The organism is Pseudomonas sp. MF7453 (assembly GCF_016405455.1).
Lineage (GTDB): Bacteria > Pseudomonadota > Gammaproteobacteria > Pseudomonadales > Pseudomonadaceae > Aquipseudomonas > Aquipseudomonas paralactis.
The window spans coordinates 293,399-316,781 of the sequence record NZ_JAEKCN010000003.1; the positions used below are offsets into that span (position 1 = coordinate 293,399).

The following is a 23,383-nucleotide window of genomic DNA, read 5'->3' on the forward strand; positions in this document are numbered from 1 at the left end:
CCAATTGCCGAATCTCTTCTTGCACAAAGACAGCGCTGTCTTGAATCGACCTGCGCCAGGGGATTGATTGCCCGCCTGTGGATAACCCGGTTATCCACAGAAAAAACCAACAATAACGATGAACCAAGCCCGAGCCGAATCGTCATCTACAGTGAGTGAAGCACGGGGTTACATAATTCCAACGTAACGGAGAAACACACTATGAGCACTGATGGTGCCTCAAGCCCAAGCCGCCTGTTGCCCAGGCTGCTGGGGGTCTTGCTGCTGATCATGGGGCTGGCCTTGCTGGCCGGTGGCGTCAAGCTGAGTATGCTCGGCGGGTCGCTGTACTACCTGCTGGCCGGTATCGGCATTGCCCTGACCGGCGTATTGCTGCTGGCCACCCGCCGCGCCGCGCTGGGCCTGTATGCACTGGTGTTGTTCGCCAGCACCGTGTGGGCCTTGTGGGAAGTGGGCCTGGACTGGTGGCAACTGGTGCCGCGCCTGGCCCTGCTGTTCGCCCTGGGCATCGTCATGCTGCTGCCGTGGTTCCGCCGGCCATTGCTGCGTGGCCAAGCCGCGCCGCTGGGTACCGGCGCACTGAGCGTGGCCGTGGTGCTGGCGGGCGCGACCGCCCTGGCCAGCCAGTTCACCAACCCAGGTGAAATGGTCAAGACCGGCCAACTGGACCGCGACGCGGTACCGGGTATGGCCAGCGCTGCGCCAACCCAGGCCGATGGCGACTGGAACTCCTATGGCCGCTCGGCCTTTGGTGACCGTTATTCGCCGCTGGCACAGATCACCCCGGAAAACGCCCACAAGCTGGTGCCGGCGTGGACCTATCGTACTGGCGACATCCCAGGGCCTAACGACCCGGGTGAAACCACTGCGGAAAACACCCCGCTGAAAGTCAACGGCATGCTCTACGTGTGCACGCCGCACAGCCAGGTGATCGCACTGGACCCGGACACCGGCAAGGAAATCTGGCGTTTCGATCCGAAGATCAGCAGCCAGGGCGCCGAGAACTTCAAGGGTTGGGCGCACATGACCTGCCGTGGCGTGTCGTACCACGATGACGCTGCCTACGCTTCCGAACAGAGCCCGACCGGCAGCGCCAGCCCGGCTGCCGCACCGACTGCCTGCCCGAAACGCATTTTCGTGCCGACCGCCGATACCCGTCTGATCGCCCTGAACGCCGACACCGGCAAGATGTGCGAAGACTTCGGTGACAAAGGCCAGGTGGACCTGCGCGCCAACATCGGCAGCTTCGCCCCAGGCGGTTACTACTCCACTTCACCACCGGCCGTGACCAAGAACCTGGTGGTGATCGGCGGTCACGTGACTGACAACGTTTCCATCGACGAGCCGAGCGGCGTGATCCGCGCGTTCGACGTGCACACCGGCAAGCTGGTGTGGAACTGGGACAGCGGCAACCCGGACGACACCACCCCGTTGGCCGAGGGCAAGACCTACACCCGCAACTCGCCGAACATGTGGTCCATGTTCGCCGTGGATGAAAAACTCGGCATGTTGTACCTGCCGATGGGCAACCAGATGCCCGACCAGTACGGCGGCGACCGTACCGATGACTCCGAGAAATATGCAGCGGGCCTGACCGCTCTGGACATCGACACCGGCCATGTGAAGTGGACCTTCCAGTTCACCCACCACGACCTGTGGGACATGGACGTGGGAGGCCAGCCTTCGCTGATCGACATCAAAACCGCCGACGGCGTCAAGCAAGCGGTAATGGCATCGACCAAGCAAGGCAGCATCTACGTGCTGGATCGCAGCAACGGTCAGCCAGTGGTTCCGATCAACGAAATCCCTGTACCGCAAGGCGCAGTGGCTGGCGATCGCACCTCCCCGACCCAACCCAAGTCCGACCTGAACTTCATGCCGCCGCCCCTCAAGGAGCGTGACATGTGGGGCGTGACGCCGTTCGACCAACTGATCTGCCGGATCGACTTCAAGTCAATGCGCTACGACGGCCCGTTCACCCCGCCGTCGCTGCAAGGCTCGATCGTGTACCCAGGCAACTTCGGCGTGTTCGACTGGGGCGGCATCTCGGTTGACCCGGTGCGCCAGATCGCGTTCGTGAACCCAAGCTACATGGCGTTCAAATCCAAGCTGATCCCGGCCGCCGACATCGCCAAGCAAGGCCCGCGCGTCAGCGAAACCGAAGGCGTGCAGCCGAACAAAGGCGCGCCGTACGGTGTGATCCTTGAAGCACTGCTGTCGCCGATGGGCCTGCCGTGCCAGGCGCCAGCGTGGGGCTACGTGGCAGCGGTCGACCTGACCAACCACCAGACCATCTGGATGCACAAGAACGGCACCGTGCGTGACAGCTCGCCGGTTCCAATCCCGCTGACCATGGGCGTGCCTAGCCTGGGCGGTACGTTCACCACCGCCGGTGGCGTCGCGTTCCTCAGCGGCACCCTGGACCAGTACCTGCGTGCCTATGACGTGAAAAACGGCAAGCAACTGTGGGAAGGCCGCCTGCCAGCAGGCGCGCAAACCACCCCGATGACCTACACCGGCAAGGACGGCAAGCAATACGTGCTGGTCATGGCGGGCGGTCACGGCTCCCTGGGTACCAAACAGGGTGACTATGTGATGGCGTTCAAACTGCCGGATTAAGCAGCACCGGCGGTAAAACAAAGGCGGCTACCTGATGGTAGCCGCCTTTTTTTCGTCCCTGAAAACCGCCACGCCAGGAAAAATCCCGCTTGCATCCCGCCCGTTGAAATTAATTTAGTGCGCACGCCCTGCGTAATACCTGGGTGCACGGATGACATTCAAATGGAGCTTTTCACTATGACGGACCATAGCGCTGTAAAACCAACCCCCTGTATTTCGGCGAAAATCCTGGAGCTCGAACAACTCGACAGTCAAAGTTTAAGCAAACTGATCAGCGGGCAAGTGCTTGCCATTCGAGTACCCGACTTCGCCAACGAAAAAACCAGCGCACGGCTGATTCACAGCATCAGCGAAACCGCCAAGCTGGAACAATACAGCCACGAAACCTACGAGGGCGGGCACGTCGTACAGCATTTCTATGGCGTGCATCGCTGGGGCACGCCGTTCAATTCCACCTACGGCAAGGCCACGGGCAGTGAAGCCCAACGCAAGTATTACGCTGACGCCGCGCATATGCGCAGCCTGATCGACCGCATTTGCGCCCCGCAACAACCGCCGATTCAAGCCTTGATGCAGCAGCTCCAGGCGATTTGGCCGCAAGGCGCGGTCGCCGCCGCCTTCCAGGGCCAGCCGATGTTTTGCGGGATTATCCGCGCCATGTTCCCCGAGACCGCGCACCTCTCGGAAACCGTTCCCCACGTGGATTGCCTGCCCCGCTCGGTCGCCGAACTGGAGCAGCAATTGAGCGCCAATATCTACCTGCAAACGCCGCCTTCGGGAGGTGAATTGATCATCTGGGACACCCCAGCGTTTGCGTACGATGAGGTCAAGCGTTTCGAGGGTGCCCAATTGCCCGAGCAGCGCTTGCAAACGCCTTTGCGTATCCGGCCGCGCAAAAACGAACTGGTGATCATCAACACTCGCCGCCCCCACGCCATTTGCGGATTCGATTCGGGCACACGCATCAGCATGCAGTCGTTTATCGGCTATATCCCGGGCGAACCGTTTTACTTCTGGTGCTGATACTTTTCTCGCGCTTGCCAATGGACACTTCTATATGACCCCCGAAGAATTCCGCCGCCATGGCTACGCCATGATCGACCTGATCGCCGACTATCGCCAAAACATCGAGCAACGCGGTGTGCAGCCCACCACCCTGCCGGGCGAGATCAAAGCCGCCCTGCCGGTGAACCCGCCTGACAGCGCCGAACCGTTCGAACAGATCATGGGCGACGTCGAAAAGCTGATCATGCCCGGGTTGCTGCATTGGCAGCATCCGAGTTTTTTTGGCTTCTTCCCTTCCAATGTGGAGCTGTCGTCGGTGCTGGGCGATTGCCTGAGCACCGGCCTGGGTGTGGTGGGCTTGTCCTGGCAATCCAGCCCGGCCCTCACCGAAATCGAAGAAGTGACCACCGACTGGCTGCGCGACATGCTGGGCCTGAGCAGCGCATGGAGCGGCGTGATCCAGGACTCCGCGTCCACCTCCACCCTGGTGGCGCTCATCAGCGCCAGGGAGCGCAGCTCCGATTACGCGCTGATGCATGACGGCCTGCAAAACAGCGGCGCGCCTCTGATCGTCTACACCTCAGCTCACGCCCATAGCTCGGTCAACAAGGCGGCGATCCTCGCAGGGTTCGGCCAGAACCATATCCGCACCATCGCCACCGACCCACACAATGCAATGTCGCCCCAGGCGTTGGCGCACGCCATCGAACAGGACCTGGCCGCCGGCAACACACCCTGCGTGGTGATTGCCACCACCGGGACCACCGCCGCCATGGCGATCGACCCTCTGGATGCGATTGGCGACGTGACCCAACGCCACGGTGTATGGCTGCATGTGGACTCGGCCATGGCCGGCGCCGCGATGATCCTGCCGGAATGCCGGGCACTGTGGCAGGGCATCGAAAAAGCCGACTCCCTGGTGCTCAACCCACACAAATGGCTGGGCGCAGCCTTCGATTGCTCGGTGTACTTTGTGCGCGACTGCGAACATCTGATTCGAATCATGACCACCAACCCGAGCTACCTGCAGTCCAGCGCAGACGGCCAAGTGCGAAACTACCGTGACTGGCGGATCTCCCTGGGCAGCCGTTTTCGCGCCTTGAAGTTGTGGTTTCTGATACGCGAGCAAGGCGTCAGCGGCCTGCAAACGCGGCTGCGGCGAGACCTGGCCAATGCGCGCTGGCTGGCAGAGCAGATCGAAGCCACTGAGCACTGGGTATTGGTGGCTACGCCCGCCCTGCAAACCTTGTGCATCCGTCATGAGCCGCCGGGGTTGGAAGGCCAGGCGCTGGATACTCACACCCGAGCCTGGGCAGAAAAACTCAACCAGTCAGGCGATGCCTACGTCACCCCCGCCCTCCTCGATGAGCGCTGGATGGTGCGGGTGTCTATCGGTGCACTGGGCACCGAACGCCAGCATGTCGAACGGTTGTGGGCGCGATTGCAAACCTTGGTCGCTGAAACGCTGCCAAAGTAGCCCACAGTTAAACTGTCTAGGTTGGCACACGCGCACGCCGCATCCAGCGCTCGAACGCCATGGCATTGAGTGGCCGGCTGATCAGGTAGCCCTGGGCCGTGTCGCACTGCCAGCGCTTGAGCAGGGTGAGGCTGTGCTCGAACTCCACACCCTCGGCCACAACCTTGAGGCCCAGGTTGTGGCTCATCTCGATGGTGGAACGCACGATCACGCCGTCGCCGCTGGTACTGTCGAGATTACGCATAAACGACTGGTCGATCTTCAACTCCTGCACCGGCAGGCGCTGCAACTGCGCCAGCGACGAATAACCGGTACCGAAGTCATCCACCGACAGGCTGATGCCGCAGCCACGCAGTTGTTCCAGCACGCTGAGGGCTTGTTGCGGGTTGTGCATGATCGCGCTTTCGGTGATTTCGAAAATCAGGTGCTCGGCGCTCACGTCGTATCGGATCAATAGCGCAGTGACGCGAATGGCCAGGTCGTCATCGGCCAGGTCGTTCACCGAGATATTCACCGACAGTTGAATCACCAGGCCACGCAGCGCCCATTCGGCAATCTGGCGGATGGCCTCTTCAATCACCCATAAGGTCAGGGGCCCCATGCTGCCGGTGCGTTCGGCCAGGGGAATGAACTCGGTGGGCGACACTTGCCCAAGGGTCGGGTGTTGCCAACGCAGCAAGGCTTCGGCCTGGCCCACATGGCCGTGCTTGAGGTCGAGCTTGGGCTGATAGCACAGGAACAACTCGCCTTCGATCACCGCCCGGCGCAGATCGCGAATCAGGGTAATCTGGCGTTGGTAAGCCAGGTCACGATCAGGCTGGTAGATCTGCAAATGCCCCGGCATGGTGGCCGCGTCATGCCGAGCGATGGCGGCGCGATTGATCAGTTCCTCGACCTGCTGGCCGTCTGCGGGGTACGCGGCAATGCCGATGCTCACTTCATGGCGCACTTCATCGTTGCCGATGCGCTGGGGTTGGGTCAGCAGCGCGTACACGCCGTCGGCACGGGCGACGGCGGAGTCGATTTCAGTGTTTTCCAGCAACAGCAGAAACTCACTGCCGGCAATGCGCGCGGCGGTGTCGCTGGCCAGCAGGCTCATGGACAGGCAGCGGCTGGCTTCGCAGAGCATTTCTTCCACACCCTGGGGGCCGAAGCCTTCGTTGATGACCCGATAGTTTTCAATCCCCAGGTACAGCAACACCACCGGCCGCCGCGCACTGATCGCACTGCCCAGCCGCTCCATGGCCAGGGCGCGATTGGGCAGGCCGGTGAGCGCATCATGCAAGGCGTTATGGGCCAACTGTCGTTCGCGCACGGCGATGCCGCTTTGCATGGCATTGAAAGCGCGGGCCAACAGGCCGAACTCATCGTGGCCGCGCACCCGCACCGGCGTGTGGTAGTCACCGGCGCCGATCCGCTCGGCGGCCTGCACCAAAGCATTGAGCGGGCGTGATACCCGCCGCGCTAAAAATAACGCAGCCACCAGCGAGACCAACAACACCGCCACGGCAATCAACATAAATTGCCGGTCCAGCGGTGCGAAGGATTCCAGGGCGTGGTCCAGCGGGCTTTGCAGCAGCACACGCACTTCATCGCCTTCACCGCTATTGGCCAGGGGCAACACCTGGCTGAGCACGCGCTGGCCGTGGAACAGCTGGACCCGCGCCTGCGGATCGATCGACGTGCCCAGCAACAGGTCGATGACGCTCGGGCGCAAACTGCCAGGCTGGGTGGTGAAGAGCTGCCCAACATGGCCGCCGTGTACGCTGAGGAACGACACCTCAAGGTTGCTCATGGAACGCAGCTCATGGGCAAATTGCGTATCCATGGGAAAGCCCATGATCACCCGGGCGATGGGCGCGGGTTCAAGGACTTCCTTCTGCACCAGCAAATAGGGGCGCCCGGCCATGGCGACGATCAACATTTGCTGGCCGCTGCGGCGCGCGCTGCGCAATGCACCGGCATAGGGGAACGCCTCCCCTCGCTTCATCGCCAGCAAGGTACTGACCATGATCTTGTCATCCAGGCCCAACACAAACACTTCGCTGGAACTGACCCCCGTACCATGGCGCCCCAGAGCCTCCAGGATCGGCACCGTCGCACCACCGGCCACCGCCTGCTTGAACGGGCCATCGATGGTGAGCCAATCCAGGCCGTATTGCAGGCGGCGGCCGCGCAGGTCCAACAAGCGCTCGAACACCTGCCGCCCGGTATCCAACTGCACCTGGGCCTGGTTCTCCACGGCGCGGGTAGTGGCGGCCTTGACGGCAAAATAGGTAGCCGCCACGACCACCAGCAACAACAGCGCGAGCACCCCGGCAATCCGGGTTTGAAAGGTGTGGCGCCACTGCAATGCGGTAACTGCCGGCCGCGCTCGGCGTTCTGTGCGGTGCCTTCCTTGTGTCATACGCATCCCAGTCGGCTGGCGTCCAAGCGTCAAAAAAACGTCTTATCGTATCGAGATTTTTATGTAAGCAGATTAGCTGGGACCACCAGGAAGTAAACCTAGTAAACACTGGAGTTTTCAAGTCATTTTTTTGACCTTGACGCGGTATGGCTGACATGAGACCGGCCATACCGTCTGTCGGCACTGTCAGTTCTCACAGCTAGGCAATTTGCGTAGCAAGAGCCTTGAATAAAGCTGCCGCTCGACCTGAAGCGATGATGGGTCGCGTGCCCAATCTACTTTTATCAGGTACTCGTCATGACAAACGATCTGCTACCCACGGTGTCCGCTGCGCGCCTCTCAGCTGACCGCCTGCCCAATGCACCGGCTCACCAGAATGCCGGCGCCACATTACCCTTCAGCGACCTCGACCTGATTATCCCCAATCTTACCGCCATTGCAGGTACCGACGGCGCCCTGAATAACGCCGCATTGACGGTGAACGCCGTTGGGGTAATTTGCATCCTCCTCGCCTGGGCCGAACAGGCGGCGGGGGACTTTGTCTACCTGGAACTTAACGGCATAGAAGTGGATCACTACACCGTCACCGACGATGATGCCATGCAACGCAAGCATGTGAAGTTGGCCATAGAGAGCGTCAGATTCATCGACCAGGCCGATAATATCTTGCAAGCCTTCGTCAGACGCCTGAGCGGTACGACTGGCCACACCAAGGCGTTCAGTATCTGGGTGGATACCAAAGCACCTGGCGGTCGTGACCCTCAAGTCAGTACGCCGCTTATCAACGAAAACCTGGCAGGTATTACCTTCGAAGATACAACTATTGAGGCCTTTGGCGTCGTAAACCCTGCGGATGCGCAAAAAGGCGTCAAGATGATCATCGATAACTACCCGGTAAACCGGGCAGTGGATCAAGTTCATCACCGCAAAGAAGGCGATGTGATCTATATCAGCATTGGCGGTGTGTTCGTCACTCACAGGGTGACCAGTTTTGAAGCTTCCCGCACCGCCCCTATCATTATTACCGTCTACAACGGCACCTGGCTGCAAGTAACGCCGGGACCCAACATTCTTGAGTGGTTCGTAAAGGATAAGGCCGGAAATCAATCCATCGGCTTTTCCATCCCCAGGCTCATACAAAACAGGACCGGTGGCGGAACCGTACCGCAACTGATAGAGGGTCATGTTACCGAGTCTGAATACGATGCCGACACGGACGAGGAATACATCGACACGGATGTGCACACCGATGATCTGAATTTTGAAGTACCGTTAAGAGGCCATGGGTGGCAAGTCAACGACCAGATACAGGTCACTTATTCAGGGCTGACAAATAACGGGGAGCGTCTGGACCACACTGAATCTCATTGGGTGTTGCAGCCTAACCTGGTTCGCGTATTGATCCGTTTGCCATTCAACAACTTTATAGAACTCCTGGGGGGAGGCCGTTTGTTGGCTTTCTATGAACGGGTCCGCTCCAACGAGCTCAACACCCCGTCCAATGCTGTCATTTACAGTATTCGTGGCAAAGCAGTGGACAATCGCCGCCCGGCGCCGCAAGTACGCAACCTGGAGAATGGTGCGCTGCCCGAAATCGACCCGGTTAGCATTATCGTGCCCGGCACCCGGCTGGGCGTGAATGACAAGGTCGACCTGGTCATTGAAGGCAGAACCACTACAGGCGACGTTGTGTATGAAAGCTTCAGCGAGTTCTCGCAGGGTTTGGACATTGACTACTTGTTGGACTACAGCCTGTTTGAACCGCTCAAGGGTTCCACTTTCACCGCCTATTACATCGTTAATAACGATGCCGCCAATCCCTCGCAATCGATCACCATACCCGTCGGTAATATTTCAGTCTTGCTTCCGCCCCCCAGATCACCGGAGGCACCTGCGCCAGACCACCAATTTGACGAACTCATCAACAAAGGCAATCTCAGAGTGCTGGTCGATCCCCACTCAAGCATCTCGCTCAATGATGAGGTAAGGGTGGTGGCGACAGGCAGTAAGCCTGGCGGCAGTTTTACCTTTGCGTGGCTGAAAGTGACCAGCGCGTGGTTTGGCTTCCCCCTGCCTTTCACACTTGCCCGTGCTATCGTCCTGGCCAATAAAGGAGCCATCGTGGCGCTGCACTGGGAAGTCCGCACGCTGCCTACGGATACCCCGCGCAAGTCCCTGCCTTTGGTTGTCAAAGTGGGGGCGGCGCTGCAACTGACCGAATGCCCGACGTTGCTGGAAGCCACCCAGGTGTCGCCATGCACCATGCGTCTAAATCCCCTGAACGTATGGACGCCATCGCCCCGCATCACTACGTTGCGGGTCAGGTACCCCATGCTGGGGAGTGACCTTGTGACCCTGCGCATCGAAGGAAAGCCCGGCGTAGGCACGCCCAATATCCCAAGCAAACCCGGTATTCCCGACGCGGGTCATGACTACATTACATTCGCCCCGTTAAGCGACTATGTCGCGGCCTATGTGGGAGAGACGTTTACGGTTCACTTTGACGTGCTGCGCGACGGCATCACGACTCAATCTCCTCGACTGACCGTCGATGTGGACAGTTTTTCTGCGCAAACGCTGAACCTGCTGAGCGTACCCGAGGCGGTAAATGGGGTGATCAATCCCAACGAGGCCAACTCGGTACAAATCAGGGCCTGGCCGTTTTTCCGCGCAGGCCGCGCGGTGGGGATCAACCTGTACAGCACCACCGACCTGGCGCTGCGGCGCGCGGTTGATGTAACACCGGCGGAAGTCAGTGCCGGGCGTACGCTTGATCACATACCTGCCGAGTATTTTGAAGACTTTGCCGATGACACCGAAGTCCGCGTGGAAGGCTGGGTATCGTTGGATGGGTATAACTGTGAGGAAACAGCGCAGCACTTTAACGTGGCTACTTATCGGATACGCAGGGCTGGGGGGGAGATTGTTCGGGAGATTGAGGTGGGGAATGGGCCGACTTACATCGTGGCCAGTCGGGACGGTAAAAAAGTTTGTGTGGCGAATGGGCGTACGCCTTCGATTTCGGTGATTGATTTGGAGAGCAATACGGTAAGGACGGTGAATACGGTTGGGAGTGTTGTCCATGGCTTGGCGTTGCATCCTTCGGACTCGAGACTGTTTTTTTCGGTGGCAGGGGCCTCCACTATGCAATCCACTCCAATCCTCAACATCAGCAATTTCACTTTCCGTTACTTTTACCGGCTAGGGGCTGACGCTAGGGCAATCTGCCTGAACCCTAACGGAACGCAACTATTTATAGGCGTCACACCGCCACACCACCCTTATATATATTTCCTTAATGCAACATTGGAAACTTACATAGGCAGTGTAGACACTCGTCAAACTAACTCTACGGCGATAACTACTAACCCACAAGCTACAGCACTATTTGCAGTTACCGACCATACGATGCGAGTCAACATAGCTACCAGAGTTCTAACTCATACGATCGCTAACAATGGAATTGCAAGCGCTCTTGCACATTCACCACTGTTTGCCCCCCTCGAAAGGTTGTTTGTATGCATTCCCAACTTAGGAGCAGTTGCTATCTACAACACCGAAAAAGACGATCTTAAGCTCGTTAAATCACTTACGGGACTTGCCACCCCACGAGGCGTCGCTTTCCACCCCGTTAAACGGCTAGCCTACGTGACGGAATTCGCCAGCAACACCGTCCGAATCATCGACACCACGACCGAGGAACTGGTTGGAAGTATTCCCGGCTTCAATCAACCCACCGGCCTGGCCTGCAGCGAAGATGGCAGATACCTGTACGTCTCCAACTTCGGCAACAACACCGTAGCCGTGGTCAACGTGTAAGCACCCAAAAATGCCGCGTCTGCCTCAAGGCGCGGCATTAAAACGCTCTACCGCGCCTTAGGCCATCTGTGCCCTGCCCGGAAATCTCATGCAATATATTGCTATCTCACCCCCACCATTGAAACCACTGCTCCCCCGCCCCATCTAAGCTGCATACTCCCTTATGCAGGTGCCCCATGAGCGACCAGCAAGACGTCCCTGATTACGACCTCAACGATTACGCCGACCCCGAAAACGCCGACCCCGAAAACGCCGAAACCTCCTCGTCCAACACCGGCCTGGCGCTGCCTGGGCAGAACCTGCCGGACAAGGTCTACATCATCCCGATCCACAATCGGCCGTTTTTCCCGGCGCAAGTGCTGCCGGTGATCGTCAATGAAGAGCCGTGGGCCGAAACCCTGGAGCTGGTGAGCAAATCCGAGCATCACTCCCTTGCCCTGTTTTTCATGGACACGCCGCCTGAAGACCCGCGGCACTTCGACACCTCCGCCCTGCCGCTGTACGGCACCCTGGTCAAGGTGCACCACGCCAGCCGCGAGAACGGCAAGTTACAATTCGTCGCCCAGGGCCTGACCCGCGTACGCATCAAGACCTGGCTCAAGCATCACCGCCCGCCGTACCTGGTGGAAGTCGAATACCCGCATCAGCCCAGCGAGCCGACCGACGAGGTCAAGGCGTACGGCATGGCGCTGATCAATGCGATCAAGGAACTGCTGCCGCTCAACCCGCTGTACAGCGAAGAGCTGAAAAACTACCTCAACCGCTTCAGCCCCAACGACCCGTCGCCGCTCACCGACTTCGCCGCCGCGCTGACGTCGGCCACCGGTAACGAGCTGCAGGAAGTGCTGGACTGCGTGCCCATGCTCAAGCGCATGGAAAAAGTGCTGCCGATGCTGCGCAAAGAGGTGGAAGTGGCGCGCCTGCAAAAAGAGCTGTCTGCCGAAGTGAACCGCAAGATCGGCGAGCATCAGCGCGAGTTCTTCCTCAAGGAACAGCTCAAGGTCATCCAGCAGGAGCTGGGCCTGACCAAGGACGACCGCAGTGCCGATGTCGAGCAGTTCGAGCAGCGCCTGGAAGGCAAGGTGCTGCCGGCCCAGGCGAAAAAGCGCATTGATGAAGAACTGAACAAACTGTCGATCCTGGAAACAGGCTCGCCGGAATACGCGGTCACGCGCAACTACCTGGACTGGGCCACCTCAGTGCCATGGGGCGTGTATGGCGCCGACAAACTCGACCTCAAACACGCACGCAAGGTGCTGGACAAGCATCACGCGGGCCTGGATGACATCAAAAGCCGTATCCTCGAATTCCTCGCCGTCGGCGCCTATAAAGGCGAAGTCGCCGGCTCCATCGTGCTGCTGGTGGGCCCGCCGGGTGTGGGCAAGACCAGCGTGGGCAAATCCATTGCCGAGTCCCTGGGCCGGCCGTTCTACCGTTTCAGCGTCGGCGGTATGCGCGATGAGGCCGAGATCAAGGGCCATCGCCGCACCTACATCGGCGCCCTGCCCGGCAAGCTGGTGCAGGCCTTGAAAGACGTCGAAGTCATGAACCCGGTGATCATGCTCGACGAGATCGACAAGATGGGCCAGAGCTTCCAGGGCGACCCGGCATCGGCGCTGCTGGAAACCCTGGACCCGGAGCAGAACGTCGAATTCCTCGATCACTACCTGGACCTGCGCCTGGACCTGTCCAAAGTGCTGTTCGTGTGCACCGCCAACACCCTGGACTCGATTCCCGGCCCGTTGCTGGACCGCATGGAAGTGATTCGTCTGTCGGGCTATATCACCGAAGAAAAAGTCGCCATCGCCAAGCGCCACCTGTGGCCCAAGCAGCTGGCAAAAGCCGGCGTCGCGAAAAACAGCCTGACCATCAGCGACGGCGCCCTGCGTGCATTGATCGACGGTTATGCGCGGGAATCCGGGGTGCGGCAGTTGGAGAAGCAACTGGGCAAACTGGTGCGCAAGGCGGTGGTCAAGCTGTTGGATGAGCCCGACAGCGTGATCAAGATCGGCAACAAGGACCTGGAAAGCTCCCTGGGTATGCCGGTGTTTCGCAACGAGCAAGTGCTGTCCGGTACCGGTGTGATCACAGGCCTGGCCTGGACCAGCATGGGCGGCGCCACCTTGCCGATCGAGGCGACGCGTATCCACACGCTCAATCGCGGCTTCAAGCTCACCGGGCAATTGGGTGAAGTGATGAAAGAATCCGCCGAAATCGCCTACAGCTACATCAGCTCGAACCTGAAGTCGTTTGGCGGTGATCCGAAGTTCTTCGACGAAGCCTTCGTGCACTTGCACGTGCCGGAAGGCGCCACCCCCAAAGACGGCCCGAGCGCCGGTGTGACCATGGCCAGTGCGCTGCTGTCTTTGGCGCGTAACCAGCCGCCAAAGAAAGGCGTGGCGATGACCGGCGAACTGACGCTGACCGGGCATGTACTGCCGATTGGCGGGGTGCGTGAGAAAGTGATCGCGGCGCGGCGCCAGAAGATTCACGAGTTGATCCTGCCGGAGCCCAACCGTGGGAGCTTTGAAGAGCTGCCGGAGTATTTGAAGGAAGGCATGACGGTGCACTTTGCCAAGCGGTTTGCGGATGTGGCGAAGGTGCTGTTCTGATAGAGCTCTAGCGCCTGAACCGGCCTCATCGGGGGCAAGCCCCCTCCCACAGGGGACCGGCGTCGTGAATGACAACGCGGTCAAATGTGGGAGGGGGCTTGCCCCCGATGGCGTCAGTGGCCGTAACACACGTCCTGCTTGTCACACCCTGTCTCATCTTCGGTTATGCTCGCCCTTCGTCGTGTATAAACGGAGCCTTCATGACCGCTGCCCGCCTGCTTCTCCCCTTGAGCCTTGCCCTGCTGGCCGCGTGCGCCAGTGCGCCAAAGCAAAACGTCACCGTGGACAACCAGAGCGCCTGCCCGCTCCTGCTTAAAAACGGGCAAAACCTGATCCTCACCCTGCCCAGCAACCCCACCACCGGTTACCGCTGGGCCATCCAGGACTCCGCCGGCGGCGTGTTGCGCGCCTTGAGCCCCGAGGTCTACAGCAGCACCGAATCCGGCGTGATCGGCGGCGGTGGCCAATCCACCTGGCGCTTCCAGGCATTCGCCCCAGGGCAAGGCCGTTTGCGCCTGACCTCCCAGCAACCCTGGGAGCCGGAAGCCGAACCCGCCGAGACCTTTGACTGCGCCATTACGGTGAACTGATATGCCGTGGCTGATCCTTGCCTTGATGGGCGCCGGTACCTTTATCTACGGCCTGGCGACTCACGCGACGCTGCTGTGCCTGTTGGTGAAGCCGCTGCCGGTGCTGGCGCTGCTGGGTTGGCTGCATGACGCGCCGCCCACTGAGTATCGACGCTGGATCAGCCTGGGGTTGATTTTTTCCGTGGTGGGCGACGTATTGCTCGCCTGGCCGGGGGATTTGTTTATCTTCGGCCTGGGTGCGTTTTTGTTTGCGCATCTGGCCTACCTCAAAGCCTATTTCAGCGACTGCCGGCGCTTGGCACTGTTGCCGCTGATGCTGGCCCTGGGGGTGGGGGCGGTGCTGCTGAGTATTCTGATTGCCCATGGCTTGGGCGACCTGCTGATACCGGTGGTGGTTTACGCGCTGGTGATCAGCGCCATGCTCTGGCGAGCATTGGCGCGTTTGGGCAGCGAGGTGCCGAAACGCTCGGCCCTGCTGGCGGCGGCAGGTGCAATATCGTTTGTGATTTCCGATACGCTGATCGGCATCAACCGCTTTGTTGTCGCCTTCGAAGCCGCGCCGTATTGGTTGATCGCTACCTACTGGCTCGGGCAATGGGGCATCACCGCCTCGGCTTTCCATCAGACAACCCGCGCATCCGACGAGCAACTTGGCTAAAATGCCGGCCTTTCCCCCTCGTCGCCGGAACAACCGTGAGCAAAGAACCCGATCGCCTATTCGCCCAGCCCCTGCCCCAGGTGCCGGACTTCGCCTTTAACGAGGATGTGGTGCGGGTGTTCCCGGACATGATCAAGCGTTCGGTGCCGGGTTACCCGACCATCGTCGAGAACCTGGGCGTGCTGGCCGCGCAATTTGCCCAGCCCGGTAGTGTGCTGTATGACCTGGGCTCGTCCCTGGGCGCCGTGACCCAGGCCTTGCGCCGCCATGTGCGCACCGATGGCTGCCGGGTGATCGCGGTAGATAACTCGGCGGCGATGGTCGAGCGCTGCCGCGAATACCTCAACGGCCAGGACTCGATGTTCCAGGAGTTGCTGCCGGTCGAGGTCATCGAGGGCGATATCCTCGCGCTGCAATTTGCGCCCGCCTCGGTCGTGGCGCTGAACTTCACCCTGCAATTTATCGCTCCCGATGAACGCCTGGCCTTACTCGGACGTATCCGCCAGGCCTTGCTGCCAGGCGGTGCGTTGATCCTTTCGGAGAAGCTGCGCTTCAACGACAGCGAGGAGCACGCGCTGCTGACCGACCTGCATATCGCCTTCAAGCGCGCCAACGGCTACAGCGAACTGGAAATCGCCCAGAAGCGCAGCGCCATCGAAAACGTCATGAAGCCCGACAGCCTCGAAGAACACCGCGAACGCCTGCTGGCGGCCGGGTTCTCGAAAGTCGTGCCGTGGTTCCAGTGTCTTAACTTTGCCTCGTTGATTGCCTTGCCATGATTGATTTGTCTCCCCTCGCCCGCCACCTGGTCGGCACTCCTTTGGCCGTATGGGCCCAGGGCCTGCAAGCGCAGCTCGACAGCAAGATGGAAAAAGGTCATGGCGACCTGGAGCGTTGGCAGAGTGCCTTGGACGCGCTGCCGAAGATCCAGCCCAGCGAAGTCGACCTGTTGAACGGCCTGGTGCTGGACACCGACTGCGACGACCAAACCCGCGCACAGATGCACACGGCACTGATGGGCCTGAGCCCCTGGCGCAAAGGTCCGTTCCACCTGTTCGGCGTGCATGTGGACACCGAATGGCGTTCGGACTGGAAGTGGTCGCGGGTAGCACCGCACTTGAACTTGAAGGGCAAACGCATCCTTGATGTGGGCTGCGGCAACGGCTACTACATGTGGCGTATGCTCGGCGCGGGGGCCGACAGCGTGATCGGCGTGGACCCAAACTGGTTGTTCTTCTGCCAGTTCCAGGCGGTGCAGCGTTACCTGTCCGAACCCAGGGCCTGGCACCTGCCGTTCCCGTTCGAAGACTTGCCGGCCAATCTGGAAGGCTTCGACACGGTGTTCTCCATGGGCGTGTTCTACCATCGCCGCTCGCCGATCGAGCACTTGCTGGCGCTCAAAGACACCCTGGTCAAGGGCGGCGAGCTGGTCCTGGAAACCCTGGTGGTGGAAGGCGATCAGCAGCAGGTGCTGGTACCGGAAGACCGTTATGCACAGATGCGTAACGTGTGGTTCCTGCCCTCGGTGCCGGCGTTGATGCTGTGGCTGCGCCGCGCCGGGTTCAGTGAGGTGCGGTGCGTGGATGTGAGCGTGACCACGGTTGAGGAACAGCGCGGGACCGAGTGGATGAAGTATCAGTCGCTGAGTGACTTCCTGGACCCTGAGGATCACAGCAAGACCATTGAAGGGCTGCCGGCGCCGATGCGGGCGGTGATCATCGCTCGCAAATGACCCCCCTCTCGTCCTGAAAAAATGAAGATCAAAGGTGGGAGCTGGCTTGCCTGCGATAGCTATCTGTCAGCCAACGGCTCAGTGGCTGATACACCGCGATCGCAGGCAAGCCAGCTCCCACAGTGGTTTCTCAGTGTCAGTTAGAAGGTGGCTTGGCTCGTCGGGCTTTGAAGAACTCGCTCAGGACAGCCCCACACTCCTCGGCTAATACCCCGCCTTCAAACAACACCCGATGATTCAGAAAGCCCTGGGTAAAAAACTGCCCCTGGCTCTGCACAATCCCGGCCTTGGGCTCCAGTGCGCCGTACACCACCCGCGCAATCCGCGAATGCACGATCAACCCCGCGCACATGCTGCACGGTTCCAACGTCACATAGAGGGTGCTGCCCGGCAGGCGATAATTGCTGATCGCCTGGGCGGCAGCGCGGATCGCGACCATTTCGGCATGGGCGCTGGGGTCGTTGCCGCTGATTGGGCAGTTGAAGCCGCGGCCGATGATTGCACCGTCCTGCACCAGCACCGCGCCCACCGGCACTTCGCCAAGCGCAGCGCCTTGGGCGGCCAGGGCCAGCGCTTCGCGCATAAAGTCCTGGTCGCGGCTGCGGTCGATAATCGCGGTGGGGCGAATCTGGCGCATCACGCCACCTCAATCGCGGCCATCAGGCCGGTTTCCATATGATCGATCACATGGCAATGGAACATCCACACCCCCGGGTTATCCGCCACCAACGCCACGCGGGCGCGTTCGTTCTTGCCCAGCAGGTAGGTGTCGGTGAAATACGGGATGACCTTGTGGCGGTTCGACGCGATCACCTTGAAGCTCATGCCGTGCAGGTGGATCGGGTGCTGGTACTGGGTCATGTTCTTCAGTTCAAAAATGTAGCTCTTGCCCTTCTCAAGCCTGGCAATCGGGCGGTCGGCGCAGGTCTTGTCGGTGATGTCCCAGGCCTGGCCGTTGATCTGCCACAGGCTCGGCGGCTTGCCGTTTTCGACATTGACCGACACCGAACCGACCCATTCGAAATTGAAGTTGAGTTTCTCGGCATTGGCCAGGTCCGGCTCGGCGACCGGGTTGGCCGGCAATGCCGGGGGCCATTCGGTGGGCGCGTCGGTATTGGCCACCGAACGGAAGGTGCCCAGGCGCACCGGGCCGTTGCGGATCGACAGCTCTTCACCCGCTGGCGGCGCCTTGATTGCCAGGCAGATGCGCATCCCCGGGCCCAGCCAGTATTCCTTGCCCAGCGGGCGCGGCTCGATGGGGTTGCCGTCCAGCGCGTAGATCTGCGCTTCGACGCCGGGGATGTTGAGGCGATAGGTCAGGGTGTTGTCGAGGTTGAGCAAACGCACGCGAGTGATTTGCCCGGCTGGCAGGTCGATGACCGCCTGGGGCACGCCATTGATAGTGGAGAGGCGCCCGGCAGTGCCGCCACGTGCCGCTTCACGGGGGATGCTGAACTCGACAAACGCGCCCTCTTCGTCGATGTGCCAGTTCTTCAGGCTCAAGGTCCGTTCGTATTTGAAACCGGTGGGTTCACGCTCTTCCACGATCAACGGGCCAACCAGGCCACGGCCCAGTTCTTCGCTGCTGCTCACGTGAGGGTGATACCAGTAGCTGCCGGCATCGGGCACGCGGAATTTATAGTCGAAGTATTCGCCAGGCAGCACGGGCAATTGCGAGACGTAGGGCACGCCGTCCATCTCCAGCGGCAGGCGGATGCCGTGCCAGTGGATGGTGGTGGCGACCGGCAGATGGTTGATGAAGCGCACCCGCAGCCATTCGCCTTGGCGCACCCGCAACTCGGTGCCCGGTGCCGAAGGGCCGAATGCCCAGGCTGGGGTTTTGTGCCCCGGCACCAACTCTACGTCCAGGGGCGCGGCGATCAGCTCGTAATCGTGCCCCGCCTCGGACTCAGCGACTTTCCCCAGCCAGTAGCGGTAGCCACCACCGGCACCGACGCCTACTACGGCCAGGCCAGCAAGACCACCCAGGATTTGTCGACGGGAAAAGGATCGGGACACAACAACCTCGCGTATCTGCCGCAGGCCAAGGGCCCGCAAAGGGCTGATACGATACACCTGCGTCGGCTAAACAGTAAGGCTTCGCATTGCCGCATGCCAAAAACGCCGACGACTCATCATGTGGGAGCTGGCTTGCCTGCGATTGCAGTGGGCCAGCTACGAATGCGTCAACTGACACTCCGCTATCGCAGGCAAGCCAGCTCCCACAATGATCTTCATTGTTTATCAGTGCTTGGCAGCGGCCAGAATCAGGGCTTTCATCTCGGCCACGGCGCCTTTGAAACCGACGAAAAGCGCGTGCGCGACCAGCGCATGGCCGATGTTCAGTTCGTTGATGCCCTTGATCGCAGCCACGGCTTCGACGTTGTGGTAATGCAAGCCATGGCCGGCATTGACGATCAAGCCTTCGTTGAGCCCGCAATTCACGCCGTCGATGATGCGTTGCAGCTCGTCGGCCACTTCGGTCGGGGTGGTTGCATCGGCATAACGACCAGTGTGCAGCTCGATCGCCGGGGCGCCCACACGGCGCGAGGCTTCGATCTGGCGCTCGTCGGCGTCGATGAACAACGAGACTTCACTGCCGATCTTCGACAGGCGCTCCACCGCGGCCTTGATCCGCGCTTCCTGGCCGGCGACGTCGAGGCCGCCCTCGGTGGTCAGCTCCTGACGAGTTTCGGGCACCAGGCAGATATGCGCCGGGCGAATGCGCTCGGCGAACGCCATCATTTCTTCGGTGACGCCCATTTCGAAGTTCATGCGGGTTTGCAGCACGTCCTTGAGCAGCAACACATCGCGCTCCTGGATGTGGCGGCGGTCTTCGCGCAGGTGCACGGTGATGCCGTCGGCGCCCGCTTCTTCGGCGTCCAGCGCGGCCTTGACCGGGTCGGGGTAACGGGTGCCCCGGGCCTGGCGCAGGGTGGCGACGTGGTCGATGTTGACGCCAAGAAGAATGCGATTGCTGGTGGTCACGGAAGCGCTCCTGAAAAGGGAAAGAATCGGTGCACAGCATACACGGGGATGTCAGGGCTTTCGAAACAACTCGCGACTGACCAGCGGCCGCCCGCCCAGGTGCACGGCCAGGGCCTGGCGCATCAAGCGCTTGGCGGCGGACAAGGCGCCCGGCGCGCTCCAATCCGCGTCACTCATGGCCAGCAGTTCGGTGCCCTGAAACAGACCCGGCTGCAACAGGTACACGCGCTCAAGGCCCGCATCCACTTGCAGGCGGTACATGCCGTCGGCGGCCACAGGATCACCGTGCAGGTCGTTGTGCAATTCAAAGCCATAGCCCAGGTCGTCGAGCAAGCGCCATTCGAAAGCGCGCAGCAGCGGCTCCAGCGGACGGCCTTCAGCAAGGGCCAGCAAGGTGGCAGCGTAGTGATCGAAGACCGCCGGGTGCGGATCTTCGGCGGGCAGCAGGCGGATCAGCAGTTCATTGAGGTAGAGGCCGCTGAACAAGGCATCGCCGTTGAGCCAGGCAGAGGTGCCGACGCTTTCCAGACGACCGACGTTCTTCAACTCGCCCTTGCCACGAAACTCCACATCCAGGGCCACAAAAGGCCGCGCCAGGGTACCCGCCTTGCCCCGCGCGCTGCGCAGCACCGCACGCAGGCGGCCTTGGGGCGTGAGGAAGTCCACCAAAGCGCTGGTCTCGCGATAGGCGCGGCTGTGCAGGACGTAGGCGAGTTGGCTGGGGGGGGAGGCGGACATGAGGCTCTCTCGCAGAACGTGAAACAGCGTCGATCCAATGTGGGAGCGGGCTTGCCCGCGATGGCGGCGTCACAGTCAACATCTCTGCTGAATGTTACATCCTCATCGCGGGCAAGCCCGCTCCCACAAGGTTTTGCAGTGTGTTCGAGACCCGTTACAGGTCGCCATAGCCCAGGGAGCGCAACGCACGCTCATCATCGGACCAGCCACCCTTAACCTTCACCCACAGGTTAAGCATGATCTTGGAGTCAAACAGCAGCTCCATGTCCTTGCGCGCTTCGGTGCCGATGCGCTTGATGCGCTCGCCCTTGTCGCCAATGATGATTTTCTTCTGGCCGTCACGTTCGACGAGGATCAGCGCATGAATGTGCAAGGTCTTGCCCTGCTGCTTGAACTCTTCGATTTCGACGGTGATCTGGTACGGCAGCTCGGCGCCCATCTGGCGCATGATTTTCTCGCGTACCAGTTCGGCGGCGAGGAAGCGGCTGCTGCGGTCGGTGATCTGGTCTTCCGGGAAGAAATGCTCGTTTTCCGGCAGGTAACCGGCGATCACGCGCTCCAGAGCTTCGAGGTTGTGGCCGTGCTGAGCCGAGATCGGCATGATCTGGGCGTTCGGCAGTTGTTCCTGCAACCAGGTCAGGTGCGGCATCAGCTCGGCTTTGTCTTCGATGCGGTCGGTCTTGTTCAACGCGACGATCAAGGGGCCGGTGACGTACTGCACACGCTCAAGAACCATCTGGTCTTCGTCGGTCCACTTGGTGCGGTCGACCACGAAGATCACCACGTCGACGTCTTTCAACGCCGCCGAAGCGGTCTTGTTCATGTAACGGTTCAGGGCTTTCTCGCCACCTTTGTGCATACCCGGGGTATCGACATACACCGCCTGCACGTTGCCTTCGGTCTTGATACCCAGCATGTTGTGGCGGGTGGTCTGAGGCTTGCGCGAGGTGATCGCAAGCTTCTGGCCGAGGATGTGGTTGAGCAGCGTGGACTTGCCCACGTTCGGGCGGCCGACGATGGCAACATAGCCACAGCGTGTTGCGGTTGAATCAGTCATGGCCATTCTCCACGCCCAGGGCAATCAGTGCTGCAGCGGCCGCTACCTGTTCGGCAATACGACGGCTCACACCCTGACCTCGGCTTTTTTCGTTCAATAAGGTGATTTCACATTCCACGAAGAACACGCGGCAATGCGGTTCGCCCTGGATATCCACCACTTCGTAGCGTGGCAGTTCGCAACCGCGGGACTGCAGATACTCTTGCAGACGGGTCTTGGGATCCTTGTTGGTGTCTACCAGCGTCAGGCTTTCGATTTCCGAGGCCAGCCAGGCGACAACGCGCTCCTTGGCAGTCTCCATCCCGGCATCGAGGTAGATCGCACCGATCAAGGCTTCCAGGGCATCAGCCAGGATTGACTCGCGACGGAAACCGCCGCTTTTCAACTCACCGGAACCCAGCCGCAGGTACTCGCCCAGGCCGAAACCTCGGGCCAGCACGGCCAGGGTTTCGCCTTTCACAAGACGTGCGCGCAGGCGCGACAACTGGCCTTCGCGCGCTTGAGGGAAACGCTCGAACAGCGCCTCGCCGGCGGCAAAATTGAGGATAGCGTCACCGAGAAATTCCAGGCGCTCGTTATTGCGCCCTGCAAAGCTGCGGTGTGTGAGGGCAAGGACCATCAATTCCTGGTCCTTGAAGGTGTAGCCGAGCTGGCGCTCGAGACGACTTAGAGAAACGGTCACGGTTTATCCATATCTAGTTGATGGCACCGGCGGCCATCGACGATTGACGCAGTGTTCAAATTCAAATCCTGATGGGTACCGGGCATCGGAAAATGTCCAAGCCCCAGAAAAGCATTCGGCGCTGTGTTCACAGCGCCGCTTGTATTACTTGATCAGCCCGACCCGCGAGAAGTTCGGCAGGTGGCTGAGCTTGGGCTCCGGCCAACTCATCCAGACCGCGAAGGCTTTGCCGACGATGTTCTCGTCGGGCACCATGCCCAGCAGGTCCTTGGGAATGTTGGGGTCATCCCAGTAACGGCTGTCGTTGGAGTTGTCGCGGTTGTCGCCCATCATGAAGTAGTGCCCGGCGGGTACTTTCCACTGGCCATCAGGCATCGCGCGGTAGCGGCTCATTTCCTTGCGGATTTCGTGCTCTACCGCACCGAGTTTCTCCTGGTACAGCTCGGCGCTGCCCAGGGTGTTCGGCTCGGCGCCCAGCAGCTTCTCGGCCACCGACTCACCGTTGATGAACAGGCGTTTGTCGCTGGTGTAGCGCACCACATCGCCCGGCAGGCCGACTACACGCTTGATGTAGTTGACGTTCGGGTCGCTTGGGTAGCGGAACACCATCACATCGCCGCGCTGCGGGTCACCGATCTCGATGACTTTCTTGTCGATCACCGGCAAGCGGATCCCGTAGGAAAACTTGTTCACGAGAATGAAGTCGCCCACGTCCAGGGTTGGCTTCATCGACCCCGAAGGGATCTGAAACGGCTCCACCAGGAACGAACGCAGCACCAACACGATGAACAACACCGGGAAGAACGACTTGCCGTATTCAACCAGCAAGGGCTCTTTGTTCAGCTTCTCGACCACCACCGCATCGGGCTGGCTGACGCTGCCCTGATAGGAAGCAATGGCCGACCGCCGACGCGGGGCGAAGAACACCAGATCGAGCAACGCCAGGAGGCCGCAAACGGCAACGGCGATGACCAGCAACAGCGGGAAATTTAGTGACAT

17 protein-coding genes are annotated in these 23,383 nt (G+C 60.5%); 9 read left to right on the plus strand and 8 right to left on the minus strand.

The annotated features are described in order from the left end of the window. Window positions 1-201 precede the first annotated feature (201 nt). The 3 genes from JFT63_RS07220 to JFT63_RS07230 all read left to right on the plus strand — a co-directional run bounded on the left by JFT63_RS07220 (window position 202) and on the right by JFT63_RS07230 (window position 5,101). Window positions 202-2,619 (plus strand): glucose/quinate/shikimate family membrane-bound PQQ-dependent dehydrogenase, encoded by a 2,418-nt coding sequence (locus JFT63_RS07220; protein WP_186561240.1) that lies wholly within the window; start codon window positions 202-204, stop codon window positions 2,617-2,619. Between the two features lie 177 nt (window positions 2,620-2,796). Next, window positions 2,797-3,642 (plus strand): 2OG-Fe(II) oxygenase, encoded by an 846-nt coding sequence (locus tag JFT63_RS07225; RefSeq protein WP_198843670.1) that lies wholly within the window; start codon window positions 2,797-2,799, stop codon window positions 3,640-3,642. 34 nt (window positions 3,643-3,676) lie between these two features. Further along, complete coding sequence (locus tag JFT63_RS07230) at window positions 3,677-5,101, plus strand: pyridoxal phosphate-dependent decarboxylase family protein (protein ID WP_198843671.1); 1,425 nt, start codon at window positions 3,677-3,679, stop codon at window positions 5,099-5,101. 16 nt (window positions 5,102-5,117) lie between these two features. Here the strand turns inward: JFT63_RS07230 and JFT63_RS07235 are convergent, their stop codons facing one another. Beyond that, the gene (locus JFT63_RS07235) at window positions 5,118-7,454 is read right to left on the minus strand and encodes a putative bifunctional diguanylate cyclase/phosphodiesterase (protein WP_057701446.1); all 2,337 of its coding nucleotides are present in this window, start codon (window positions 7,452-7,454) and stop codon (window positions 5,118-5,120) included. A 351-nt stretch (window positions 7,455-7,805) separates the two neighbouring features. Here JFT63_RS07235 and JFT63_RS07240 point away from each other — a divergent pair, with 351 nt between their 5' ends. The 6 genes from JFT63_RS07240 (at window position 7,806) to cmoB (ending at window position 16,919) form a co-directional block, all read left to right on the plus strand. Next, window positions 7,806-11,327: a YncE family protein gene (locus JFT63_RS07240; protein WP_198843672.1), complete on the plus strand. Its 3,522-nt coding sequence runs from the start codon at window positions 7,806-7,808 to the stop codon at window positions 11,325-11,327. Between the two features lie 176 nt (window positions 11,328-11,503). Beyond that, the gene (lon, locus tag JFT63_RS07245; protein WP_198843673.1) at window positions 11,504-13,939 is read left to right on the plus strand and encodes an endopeptidase La; all 2,436 of its coding nucleotides are present in this window, start codon (window positions 11,504-11,506) and stop codon (window positions 13,937-13,939) included. A gap of 200 nt (window positions 13,940-14,139) precedes the next feature. Next, complete coding sequence (locus JFT63_RS07250; RefSeq protein ID WP_057701449.1) at window positions 14,140-14,529, plus strand: protease inhibitor I42 family protein; 390 nt, start codon at window positions 14,140-14,142, stop codon at window positions 14,527-14,529. Between the two features lies 1 nt (window position 14,530). Next, complete coding sequence (locus JFT63_RS07255; RefSeq protein WP_057701450.1) at window positions 14,531-15,187, plus strand: lysoplasmalogenase; 657 nt, start codon at window positions 14,531-14,533, stop codon at window positions 15,185-15,187. Window positions 15,188-15,222: 35 nt separating this feature from the next. Then, complete coding sequence (gene cmoA / locus JFT63_RS07260) at window positions 15,223-15,966, plus strand: carboxy-S-adenosyl-L-methionine synthase CmoA (RefSeq protein WP_186561255.1); 744 nt, start codon at window positions 15,223-15,225, stop codon at window positions 15,964-15,966. Next, on the plus strand, window positions 15,963-16,919 hold the full coding sequence (cmoB, locus tag JFT63_RS07265) for a tRNA 5-methoxyuridine(34)/uridine 5-oxyacetic acid(34) synthase CmoB (protein ID WP_198843674.1): 957 nt from the start codon (window positions 15,963-15,965) through the stop codon (window positions 16,917-16,919). Before cmoA ends, cmoB begins: the two co-directional genes overlap by 4 nt. A 136-nt stretch (window positions 16,920-17,055) precedes the next feature. On the opposite strand, the gene tadA is transcribed toward cmoB, so the two are convergent. The 7 genes from tadA to lepB form a co-directional block, all read right to left on the minus strand. Then, window positions 17,056-17,556 (minus strand): tRNA adenosine(34) deaminase TadA, encoded by a 501-nt coding sequence (tadA, locus tag JFT63_RS07270; RefSeq protein ID WP_057701453.1) that lies wholly within the window; start codon window positions 17,554-17,556, stop codon window positions 17,056-17,058. Continuing rightward, the gene (locus JFT63_RS07275) at window positions 17,556-18,938 is read right to left on the minus strand and encodes a multicopper oxidase family protein (protein WP_198843675.1); all 1,383 of its coding nucleotides are present in this window, start codon (window positions 18,936-18,938) and stop codon (window positions 17,556-17,558) included. The genes tadA and JFT63_RS07275 overlap by 1 nt, the downstream gene beginning before the upstream one ends. A 225-nt stretch (window positions 18,939-19,163) precedes the next feature. Further along, window positions 19,164-19,907 carry a pyridoxine 5'-phosphate synthase gene (pdxJ, locus tag JFT63_RS07280; protein ID WP_005785150.1) on the minus strand — a complete coding sequence of 248 codons (744 nt, stop codon included), beginning with the start codon at window positions 19,905-19,907 and terminating at the stop codon, window positions 19,164-19,166. 51 nt (window positions 19,908-19,958) lie between these two features. Next, window positions 19,959-20,645 carry a DNA repair protein RecO gene (gene recO / locus JFT63_RS07285; RefSeq protein WP_057701456.1) on the minus strand — a complete coding sequence of 229 codons (687 nt, stop codon included), beginning with the start codon at window positions 20,643-20,645 and terminating at the stop codon, window positions 19,959-19,961. A gap of 154 nt (window positions 20,646-20,799) precedes the next feature. Then, complete coding sequence (era, locus tag JFT63_RS07290; protein ID WP_005785147.1) at window positions 20,800-21,702, minus strand: GTPase Era; 903 nt, start codon at window positions 21,700-21,702, stop codon at window positions 20,800-20,802. After that, window positions 21,695-22,384: a ribonuclease III gene (rnc, locus tag JFT63_RS07295; protein ID WP_003188856.1), complete on the minus strand. Its 690-nt coding sequence runs from the start codon at window positions 22,382-22,384 to the stop codon at window positions 21,695-21,697. Before rnc ends, era begins: the two co-directional genes overlap by 8 nt. 144 nt (window positions 22,385-22,528) lie before the next feature. Next, the gene (gene lepB / locus JFT63_RS07300) at window positions 22,529-23,383 is read right to left on the minus strand and encodes a signal peptidase I (protein ID WP_005785144.1); all 855 of its coding nucleotides are present in this window, start codon (window positions 23,381-23,383) and stop codon (window positions 22,529-22,531) included.